The organism is Shewanella sp. 10N.7 (assembly GCF_020806285.1).
GTDB classification, from domain to species: domain Bacteria; phylum Pseudomonadota; class Gammaproteobacteria; order Enterobacterales; family Shewanellaceae; genus Shewanella; species Shewanella electrodiphila.
On sequence record NZ_JAJGZS010000051.1, the window covers coordinates 1 to 11260 of the forward strand.

At 39.5% G+C, this 11260-nt stretch carries 8 protein-coding genes and 1 pseudogene; 7 read left to right on the plus strand and 2 right to left on the minus strand.

Annotated elements, in window-relative coordinates:
* The coding region (locus LMH66_RS20060; protein WP_420709445.1) for a multiheme c-type cytochrome at window positions 1–518 on the plus strand (518 nt) is incomplete at its 5' end.
* 573 nt (window positions 519–1091) lie between these two features.
* On the plus strand, window positions 1092–3092 hold the full coding sequence (locus LMH66_RS20065) for a multiheme c-type cytochrome (protein WP_229372660.1): 2001 nt from the start codon (window positions 1092–1094) through the stop codon (window positions 3090–3092).
* 481 nt (window positions 3093–3573) lie between these two features.
* On the opposite strand, the gene LMH66_RS20070 is transcribed toward LMH66_RS20065, so the two are convergent.
* Window positions 3574–4368: a S1/P1 nuclease gene (locus LMH66_RS20070; RefSeq protein ID WP_229372662.1), complete on the minus strand. Its 795-nt coding sequence runs from the start codon at window positions 4366–4368 to the stop codon at window positions 3574–3576.
* Window positions 4369–4696: 328 nt separating this feature from the next.
* Here LMH66_RS20070 and LMH66_RS20075 point away from each other — a divergent pair, with 328 nt between their 5' ends.
* Window positions 4697–7858 carry a TonB-dependent receptor gene (locus tag LMH66_RS20075; protein WP_229372664.1) on the plus strand — a complete coding sequence of 1054 codons (3162 nt, stop codon included), beginning with the start codon at window positions 4697–4699 and terminating at the stop codon, window positions 7856–7858.
* 158 nt (window positions 7859–8016) lie between these two features.
* Window positions 8017–8469, plus strand: a complete 453-nt coding sequence (locus tag LMH66_RS20080; protein WP_229372670.1) for a GNAT family N-acetyltransferase — start codon at window positions 8017–8019, stop codon at window positions 8467–8469.
* Between the two features lie 195 nt (window positions 8470–8664).
* Here LMH66_RS20080 and LMH66_RS20085 read toward each other — a convergent pair whose 3' ends face one another.
* Window positions 8665–8922, minus strand: a complete 258-nt coding sequence (locus tag LMH66_RS20085) for a hypothetical protein (RefSeq protein WP_229372666.1) — start codon at window positions 8920–8922, stop codon at window positions 8665–8667.
* A gap of 160 nt (window positions 8923–9082) precedes the next feature.
* Between LMH66_RS20085 and LMH66_RS20090 the strand changes: the two are divergent.
* The 3 genes and pseudogenes from LMH66_RS20090 to LMH66_RS20100 form a co-directional block, all read left to right on the plus strand.
* Window positions 9083–9187 (plus strand): annotated as a pseudogene (locus LMH66_RS20090) (radical SAM protein); the annotation flags it as partial.
* Window positions 9188–9316: 129 nt separating this feature from the next.
* A complete protein-coding gene (gene gmtY / locus LMH66_RS20095) occupies window positions 9317–10726 on the plus strand; it encodes a gamma-mobile-trio recombinase GmtY (protein WP_229372668.1) in 1410 nt (469 codons plus the stop codon).
* A partial coding sequence (locus tag LMH66_RS20100) for an integrase repeat-containing protein (protein ID WP_324295206.1) occupies window positions 10719–11260 on the plus strand: 542 nt, incomplete at its 3' end. The genes gmtY and LMH66_RS20100, both read left to right, overlap by 8 nt.

The window sequence follows — 11260 nt, forward strand, 5'->3', positions numbered from 1 at the left end:
ACCACAAAAACGGTAGCTATGTTGAAGGTGGCTTAGATTGTGTTGCTTGTCATAACAATGGGCAAGACCGTAGTGCTAAGAACTCTGCTCCAGGCTTCGGACCTATGGTTCACAGCATGCACTGGGGTGTCGGTAATGAGCTTTCTGGTGCTAAGCAAGATGAAGATGGTAACAACGTAGCAAATTCAGCAGACAGCTTAAACGCTGATAACTGTGTATCTTGTCACGCTGAAGGTATCTCACTAGCAGAAATCCCTAACCAGTACATGCTTTCTAAAGCATTTAATGGCGGAACTTCTGGTGTGATGACTAGCCCTGTAACAGCTAACTGTTATGCTTGTCATGACAGTGCGTCAGCGCTAAGCCATATGGAACAAAATGGCGGCGAGCTAAATGTTGGTATTAATGACAATTCTACTGAAGTTTGGTATGAGCAACAAACTATGGAATCTTGTGCAACATGTCATGACACCGGTAAGTCATTCGGTATCGACAAGTTCCATAACTTCGAGCGTTAATGTCGTTAGCTAATGCAAAGCATTAGTGTCGCGAGATGATATAGACGGCAAGATTATTAACTAGTTTTTGCTAAATCTATATTAAATATTGAAAAGCCACTATGTCTATAGTGGCTTTTTTTATGGATAAAATATTTTCCATAATCTCAATCAACTTAAGAGAAAGACTATTTCATTTGTTTAATCTAAGTGTTTACGCTTTGTAGCCTTTCCTGCTCTTCAATCTGAAAAAAGCGATAACTCCCTTAAAGCTCTAATTTAAAAGCGTTAAATCACCAAATCTCGATGAGATGATTTTTAAACTTTTATTCATGTATCCTATTTTTAACGTCACATTATTCAGTGTTGAATACCTAAGTTACTGTAACGTAGAGTCTAACTAAGTTTGTGAATAAATAGTTACTGCATTAAGGGTTGTTAATGTTGATCTGGTTCAAATTTTTAACATGCGCACCCTATTTTGAAACATTTATGGTGGTGGGTTGTGATAATTGTCACTATTCTATTATCTGTATAAGCTATTATTTAATCAACTTTGTACCTACAAAGTAGTAAAAATAATGAGGAATGATGATGAAGAATTTAACAAAAAGAAGATTAGCTTTCTTTGTCGCAGCCGCAATGGGGATTGCAGGTTGTGCTGATGACGGCAAAGATGGAGCAGATGGAGCTGATGGTGAGGATGGTACACCCGGTACGAGTCCTACACCGCCAGTAGTGGAAGTTTCTGAATCTACTGATATCAATTATATCAATCATATGATTGAAGAAGGTATGGTGACAGTTGAATTTAATGCTACCGATGAAGATGGACTGATTATTAATGGTCTTGAAGAGGTTGGGGTATCTATGTACCTAGCCGCGGTAACTGACAAAGGCATGCAACGCGCTCGTGATGGCAGTGTTGGTGGCTCTGCAGATCTTGAGACCGAAGGAGCAACGTTAACGCTGCTTGATAACGGTAACTATGAGTTTGTTGCGCCAATGGCAGCTGTTCAAGCTGATACTGATGGTATTGTTCGTTTAACTATTGGTGATTTAAGACGAGACCCAGGCCCTATTGCAGCAGCAGGGCTACTTCTACAAAAACCTGAAACCACTGTTCATACCTCGACGACTGAAACATGTTATTCATGTCACGTTGATTTCGCGACTTCAGACATCCGCCATCACTACTACGTACTAGAAGATGTTGAAGGTAATGTCGATTTTGTCGGCAGTTGTTTAGTCTGTCACAACAACGTAGCACGTGATGTCGATGAAAATGGTGACTCTTTAGATACGGGTGGTTATGCCAACCTAACAATGCAAGCTATGGGTCATATCAACCACCAAAAATTTGAAAAAGATTTCACACCAACTAATTGTTACACCTGTCACGCTGAACCTGTAATCAACACCAGTATTGCTGGTAACGGTTGTAGTGACTGTCATGGTAATGGTGAGTCAGGCGTTATCGTACCTGCTGACGGGTTCGATGCGCGTGCATTCCACGCAGAATCTTCATTGATTGGTTTAGTTGAACGTGAAGAAATACGTGCTAACCATTACACCACTACAAGTGCACCTTACCACAATCCAACAATGGATGAGTGGATTGACCACAAAGACGTAGCATGGACTTCAGGTTACTGTGTTGATATCGCATTATTTGATAACTCAGGTGAAACACCTGTGCAATTAAATATTGGTGAAATGTATGCAGCTCATGAAGTGACTTATGGTGGCGCTTACATCAACAACTACCATAATGATTCTATTGTGGCTCGTGTGATTTCTCATGGCGCAGAAGGTTACATTGAAAACGAAGATGGCTCTCGTTCAGTTTGTTACGGCGAGCTAACAGATGGCTTTGAAGATGCTAACTTGTCAGCAAGTTCACGTATCACTATCGCAGATACTAACTGGGAAGATAGCGATGGTGAGTTCGGTGTATCTTTCACTGGTTACAGTGAAGTTGTTGACCCAATTAACTTTGAAAAAGTACAAGATTGGGGACGTCGTCATGCTGTGACTACTGATAGCTGTACTACTTGTCACAACAACGAAACTAACTACCACAAAAACGGTAGCTATGTTGAAGGTGGCTTAGATTGTGTTGCTTGTCATAATAATGGTCAAGACCGTAGAGCAGCAAACTCAGCACCAGGCTTCGGACCTATGGTTCATAGCATGCACTGGGGTATCGGTAATGCGCTTTCAGGTGCTAAAACTGATGAAGATGGCAACAACGTTGAAAACTCAGCAGCAAGCTTGAATGCTGACAACTGTGTATCTTGTCATGCTGATGGTGTAAGCCTAGCTGACGTACCTAATCAATATATGCTTTCAAAAGCGTTTAACGAAGGTAATGCTGGTGTAATGACTAGCCCAATTACAGCAAACTGTTTTGCATGTCATGATTCAGATTCAGCATTGAACCATATGGAACAAAATGGTGGTGAATTTAACATTGGTATTAATGACAATTCTACTGAGGTTTGGTATGAGCAACAAACTATGGAATCTTGTGCAACATGTCATGACACAGGTAAGTCGTTCGGTATTGATGTTTACCATAACTTCGAACGTTAATCACATTAGGTTAATCTAGACGTTAAAAGTATATTACAGCTCCACCTTGTTGGCGCTGTAATAACAGAAAGCCACTATTGGTAACAATAGTGGCTTTTTTAATTTGATATCTTATAAGGCAACATTATTTACAGGCTCTTATTTTCTGCTGGTTAGGCTCGCTTCTCGTTATTCCAGCTCAAGTTTCACCTTGCTCATTTTTACTTTATAACGATCATCTGTCGAGACGGCTTGATAAAGTTGACTGTAATTCGCACTAGTGATCTCATTCGTGATTATTAATGTAATAAAGAACTAATAAGTCTCTATTGCTACGTATTTAAGATAGTTTTATGCGAAACAAATGATGAAAAAATGACGAATATAGGCGTATTGATTAACGAATTATTTCCTAAAAATTAAACCCACCTATCATTAAACAAGTGGGCTTATGTTCATGATTCATAAAATTTTGATAATCATGCAGATTTTGCGTTTTAATTTACTGACCAAATATGACGTTAAGCTTTTCAGCTAAACGAATGCCAGCTTGTTGCAGTCTTAATTCAACTGTTGGGGTATGGTTGAATATGTACTGGAATCGAAGATCGGGTTGATCATCACGATTCTTTTCTAGCTCGTATGTTCCTGCACGTAATGCTTTAGATTCATCAGCCCAGTCATAATAGCTTTTGCCTTGCCAGTTTTTGATGTCTTTATCTGAGATACGTTCAATAAACCCTGTGTATTCGGTGTAGCTTAATTTTTGATGCTCAATAATTTTACTGTCCCAGACAGAGTGCAGATTTGTATCGTCTCCAAACCATTTCAGTTTTACTTTATTACCGCCGTGGTCGTGGCTATGGCCAACATGCAATGGCTGATGAATGTCGCCGACAAAATGAACATAAAAAGCCAGTGCTTCCCATTTATCTTTTTTTGTTGTTTTTGGATCGATTAAGATTTTTTCATATCGCTCAAGGCTTTCAATAATGTCGCCTTTAGGATTTCTTGTTACTGTCTCCCACGTTTCATCATCTTCAATAGACACATAGTGCCAAGGTGATGCGTGGTACCAATTTTTATCTGAACGGATTTCATCAGGCCAAGTCGACATTTGTGCCAGTGATTCACCTTTTGTTAATGCATTGATATTACTTTTTGCTGTTGGTGATAGATTATTTTGAGCGAGCTCGCCAATAATTCTATGACCTATTTGACCAAAAGCATGAACGGGTTGGCTGATTGCGCTAGCTAACGTAATTGTTGCGCTTAATAGAAGTACTGCAGGTTTCATTATTATTATTCCTTTAACGATTTAGCCACTTTGACCCTAGTAATGTGACCAAGTCGATGGTTTAGAAGATTTGTATATTATCTTTTTTTTATTAAATTTTTGTGACTAAACTACCGAGAAACCTTAGCCCATGTGGCTTTGGTTAAATGTGTAAAGCAAGTTAGGCGTTGGCAGTTTAAGTTTTGTTGTAAAATAGTTCAAGAATGACATGATTTTGAAACAAATTGGTTATAAAATCCCCCTGAAGTTTTTACTCTACAGCTTCATATTAAAAGCTAGATTAACTAGCAAACAAATTAAAATATAAAAATATTTCAGGGGTCTGAAAATGTTAAACAATAAAATCAGTCGCTTAGCACTAGCGACTTGCTTTGCTATGGGTGTTTCTCTACCAGCCATGGCAGCCGATACTGCATCAAACATCCGAGGCCAGATTGTTGGTCCTCAAGGAAATGCTGTAACAGATGCAACAATTACTATCATCCATGAACCAACAGGGACTGTGACAGAAGTGTCAGTAGGCGCTGATGGTTTATTCTCAGCACGTGGTCTTCGTGTTGGTGGTCCGTATATCATCAAAGTTGATTCTGAAAAATTTGCTGATGATCTAGAACAAGATTTATACCTAAACGTTGGTGAAACATTACGTTTTAACCGTACTCTGCAATCTGCAGCTGACATGGAACGTATTGGTGTTGTCGGTACTGCAAATTACTTCCGTAGCGCAGGTGGTAACAGTGAGTTCGGTGCGAAAGATATTGCTAACTCTCCAGGTATTAACCGTGACCTTAAAGATGTATTACGTCAAAACCCAATGGCTGTAGTAGGAACTGATGGCGTTTCAATGAGTGTTGCAGGTATTAACCCTCGTTTTAACACTTTTGTTGTTGATGGTGTTTCTCAAAACGATGATTTCGGTCTTAACTCTAACGGTTACCCAACTCAGCGTTCACCTATCTCAATTGATGCGGTAGAAAGTGTGGCATTAAACACTTCTCCTTTCTCGGCTCGTACTGGTGGTTTCTCAGGAGCACAGGTTAATGCTGTAACTAAATCTGGTACTAACGAATTAGCGGGTACTGTTTTTTGGGAAACCACTAATGACAGCATGGCTGGCGACGGTAAAGATCAAGAAACAGGCGAGAAGCTTAAGCAAGATTTCGAAGAAACTACTTTTGGTGGCACGGTCGGTTTCCCACTAATTAAAGATACCTTGTTCTTCTTCGGTTCATATGAAAACTACGATGCGCCACAAGCTGCAGAGTGGGGACCAGCTGGTGCCGGTTTCGCTAATGATTCGCGCGTCACATCTGATGAATTAGATCGCATCAACAACATTGCTAATGATGTTTACGGCCTAAGTAACATTGGTGGCTACAATGCCTCTCCTCAAGAAAAAGATGAAAAAATCTTAGCCAAATTAGATTGGAACATTACTAACGAACACCGTGCATCTTTGACTTACCAAAGCACAGTGGGTAACAGAACTAATAAAGTATCAGATGATGAATCATCACTGAATTTATCAAGCTACTGGTACGATAAAGAAGAAGAGTTAGAGTCATACGCAGCAACGTTATACAGTGACTGGACTGATTCTTTCACAACAGAAATTAAAGTTGCATATAAAGATACAACAAGTAGTTCTAACCCAGTTGAAAACATCGGTATTGGCCAAGTCAATGTTCGTACTGAAAATGGCGATGTTAACTTTGGTACTGAACGCTCACGTCAATCAAATGAATTAAACAACCAAAACTTAGAGTTACGTTTTGTCGGTGATTACTACTTAGACGAGCATAATATTGGTTTCGGTTTCCAGTTCAATAATGTTGAAGTATTTAACTTGTTTGCTCAAGACACTATGGGTTCTTGGGATTTCGATTCAATTGATGATTTTGAAAATGGTGTTGTTGACCGTTTCCGTTATCAAAATGCTGAATCAGGTAATGCAAATGATGTTGCAGCTAGTTTCAACATGGAAACATTAGCATTATTTATTGAAGATACATGGGAAATCAATTCAGATTTAGAAATGACTTATGGTATTCGCTACGAAACCATCAGCATGTCAGATTCTCCAGCTTTAAACCAAAACTTTGTTGACCGTTATGGCTTTGCTAACAATGGCACAATGGATGGTAAAGATATTTTCTTACCACGTGTTGGCTTAACTTACGTACTGTCTGATGATGTAACTATTCGTGGTGGTGTAGGCCGTTACAGTGGTGGTTACCCAACAGTTTGGATGTCTAATAGCTTCTCAAATGACGGTAATAGTTTACTCAGTTTCAATGACGGTTGGAATGATGCTTGGGGCACACCTGATTTTGGTGATGTACCGAGTGGTGCACAAGATGGCTTAGTGGGCGGCGATGGTAACACTAACTCATTAGACCCTAATTTTGAGCTTCCTTCTGATTGGCGTGCAAGTATCGGTTTTGACAGTACTTGGGACTTCGGTGCCCTAGGTCAAGATTGGTTCTTCGGTGGTGAGTTCTTATATATTCAGAAAGAAAATGATGTTGCCTGGGTTGATTTAGCTCGTCGCGAATTGACGACTGATGCAACAGGTCGTGTTGTATACGAAACATGGGATCCATTAGCAAATAATGGTGCAGGTGGAAACACTGAACGTTACGATCTAATGTTAACTAATGCTGAAGAAGACGGTAAGAGCCAAACGTTAAGTTTCAGCTTAGCTAAAAACTGGGATATGGGTCTGAACATGCGTCTTGGTTATGCATATAACCAAGTTGACGAAGGTAACCAGGGTTCATCTTCAACAGCAACGTCTAACTACCAATACACTTCTGTGGGTGCAGATCGTAACGGAACAACTATTGGTCCAGGTTACTATGAAACACCACATCGTTTCACTGCAAGCTTAGGCTATGATGTTGAATTTGTTGCAGGATATAACTCTAGCTTCAACATGTTCTATGAAGCCCGCGAAGGTCGCCCAATGACTTGGGTACTAGGTTCGCATAATGACCGTGGTTTCGGTGACCAAGGTTCATTTGCATACTCAGATTCTTACCTTCCATACATCCCAACAGGTGCAGATGATGCCAATGTTGAGTATGCAGGCGGATTAACATATGAAGAGTTTAAAGCTGCAATTGATGAAATCGGTTTAGGTAAATATGCTGGCGGTATCGCAGGTAAAGGTTCTGATAACCAACCTTGGGTCCATCAGTTAGATTTCCGTTTCACTCAAGAGTTGCCTGGCTTCCTAGAAGATCATAAAGGTATTTTATACTTTGACGTGAAAAACGTACTTAACTTGATGAATGATGATTGGGGTGTTGTTGAGTACCAATCTTTCGGTAGTAAAATCTTAGTAGACCATAACTACGACGCTGGTACGGGTGTTTACACTTACTCAGTGCCTTATGGTCAAGATGGTATCGAAACAGCTAACCAAAATACTTATGACATCAATAAGTCTGCTTGGCAGTTAAAAGTTGGCGTTAAATACAAGTTCTAAATTGAGCTAATTTAACCGATAAAATACCGAGCTTTGGCTCGGTATTTTTTTGGCTGAAATAAATGCACAAATAAGCGTGTTAATCAGGTAATTTTTTCATGCTAGACTGCCAAAATACACTCCAATGATAATGGACCAATATGCCCTTTATAGATTCAATGCAATGGAAACTTGTGCACTTTAACCAGCTTAGTCTTGATGAGCTTTACGAGGTATTAAAGCTGCGGGTAGATGTGTTTGTTGTCGAGCAAAATTGTCCTTATCCAGAGCTTGATAACAAAGATAGGTTAGCCGATGTTAAACACCTTTTAGGCTTTAATCCACACGGTGAACTTATTGCTTATACAAGAATATTACCCGCTGGAGTGAGTTACCCTGAAGCCAGTATTGGTCGAGTGATTATTGCTGAGCAAGGTCGTGGCAAAGGGATTGCTCATGAATTAATGCAGCGATCAATCGATGTGGTCAAAACTCAGTGGCCAAAAACCAGTATCCAAATAGGCGCGCAACAGCATCTCAGTGACTTTTATCAGCAGCAGGGGTTTACTGTTAACTCTGAAATGTATTTAGAAGATGGGATCCCGCACATTGATATGCTGCTTAACTTGTAGCAATTTGATTAGAAAGTAAGCCATAAAAAAAGAGTGCCAAGGCACTCTTTTTGATCGGGTAATAAAGTACTTAACTAACCATGGGGATGATTGAGACTAATGCTCTGATTGAGACTGAGACAGTCTTTGTGACTATTATTGTGACTATTATTGTGACTATTATTGTGACTATTATTGAGGCTATTATTGAGACTATTATTGAGACTCATCACGTAATTTGATCTCTGGGCGTAGGTTAAGTTCGCCTTCAAAATCAATTGTCGCCAACTCTTTTTGTTGAGCAATGACTGCCAGAGGGCCTTCTGGCATCATTCTCACAAAAAGCAATCGGTAACCAAATCGGTTGAGATCATACAGCGCCATTTTTTGATCTGCTGTCATGAGTTCCCAATGGTGCTCTTGATCGAGGGCTTCGCCTCTACGTTCACTGAGTGCATATGCGACTTGATTCATAATCAATTAGCCTGAATAATTATTTAGTTAACAAAACGACTATAAACAACCAATACGAGCAATTCAAACGTTTTGGATCAAAAAATAGAATAAAAAACAATCGCTATGCTCGTAATTCGTACAGGGCGTATTTAAAACAGAGCACTAAAAAGGGAAAAGTGTGATTAATTATATTGAACCCGTGTTTCGACCTCCATCAGAATGGAAGTCGCTTATCCTTCAAGTAACCAATGGTTGTAGCTGGAATCACTGCAGTTTTTGCGAGTATAACCCCTAACTTCTTTATACTATTTATATCCTTTTTAAACGATTATCTTGATTTTGATCAAGGTTAATACCTTGCTTGTTTTAGTGTGCCCCCCTAAAGTGTAATTAATATTATATAGGGGCTCTTATGTTTCACCCTTTAGTCATCAGAACTACCATACATATTGAAGAAAAAAATGAAATAAGACTGCCTGTTATTTACACGCAAAATGGGGTCTTAAAATCATATCTGGATTATTCAATCTATAAACGAAATAAGAGCATGTCATGGATTGATGCGAGTGCTCGAGCAGTTTGCTTACTTGTCGAATTTGTAGAATTCAATAGCACGTATTTTAAATATCCTGCAGACCTTTTCTCAGCCTTTTCAGACAAACTATTCTCAGGAACAATCAACCAAAATGGTGAAGATCCAACGGGGCTCCGATGGAGAAAGCGAAGTATACAAAATGGCAATAAAATCATTTCGTATGTGACTCAATACTCTGATTGGCTTTGCGACCATAAAGAGCTTAACAACAAAGACAACCTTAATCCTTGGCGTGAAGCAACAAGTCACGAAGAGCGATTAAATTGGGCAGCCTATTCACATAAACATAAAAATGCTTTTCTAGCGCACACATGGTCAAAAAAATCAGCGCAAGATAGAAACAAATCATCTAGGAATGTTAGATACCAGCAAGATCATAGGGCCAATGATAATAACTCTGCTTTGAACAGATTCCCTGATGAGTATATTGACGACTTAATTTATAAAGGGTTTGTAAAGCCTAGTGTTTTAGCTACCGCCCCAGCTTATACTCGCCTGGAATTAAGGGACATACTCATCACTATGTTGCTTCATTTTGGTGGGTTGAGAAGATCCGAACCTTTTCATTTATGGCTTGAGGATATAGAGCTTCATCCTGAAAACTCAAGTGAAGCTTTGGTATGTGTATACGAACCTGAAATCGGACAGTCTCCCGTGTCGTATACCAATGGGCGCATTGAGGTTCGTGAAGAAACACTAGCTAAAAACTTCCAACTCTTGCCCCGAAACAAATATGAAAAAAGTAAAAAGGTTTATGCAGGTTGGAAGAATAATAAATTATCCCCGTCAAAAAAAAATTATATGGTTGTGAATTGGTTTGAACCATCAGCTGGCGAACAGTTTTTATTTTATTGGCGTTTGTATTTATCTAAACAAAGGGTTAGTCCACATAAAAATCGCAAGCATCCATACGCATTTACTAATCAATTTGGTGACCCTTACTCGATAGATGCATTTGAACGAAAATACAAAAAAGCAATTGAACGGGTTGGGCTTGTTTTTGAGAAAGATTTAGGGACAACGCCACACGGCCACCGATATGCTTATATAAATCGTTTAGAAAAAGCTGGTGTAGGTAACCTGTTCGTAGCCAACGCAGTACATCACAAATCGATAAAGTCTCAAGACTCTTATAAATCGCTATCGCCAAAAGAGATACGCTCCAAGTTCAAATGCTTAGAAAGCAAAACTAAAAGAATATTAGTATTAGGAAGTAATGATGAGTAAATACACAACGATAGAAGCAGCTTCAATAGCGGCCATCAATCTCGGTATTAAATCGAGAGCTGAGTACAACAATCGCTATCAGGATGACCCTAGACTGCATAGTACCCCCCATAGCTTTTTCCGTGATGACTGGCAGGCTTTTGGCACATGGTATGGATTTTTAGGTAACGACATTCCTGATTACTACCCAACGATAGAAGCAGCTTCAAAAGCGGCCATCAATCTCGGTATTAAATCGAGAGCTGAGTACAACAATCGCTTTCAGGAAGACCCTAGACTGCATAGTACCCCCCATAGCTTTTACCGTGATGACTGGCAGGCGTTTGGCACATGGTATGGATTTTTAGGTAACAACATTCCTGATTATTACCCAACGATAGAAGCAGCTTCAAAAGCGGCCATCAATCTCGGTATTAAATCGCAATCTGAGTACAAAAAACGCTATAAGGAAGACCCTAGACTGCATAGTAACCCTCATCGCTTTTACCGTGATGACTGGCAGGCGTATGGCACATGGTATGGATTTTTAGGTAA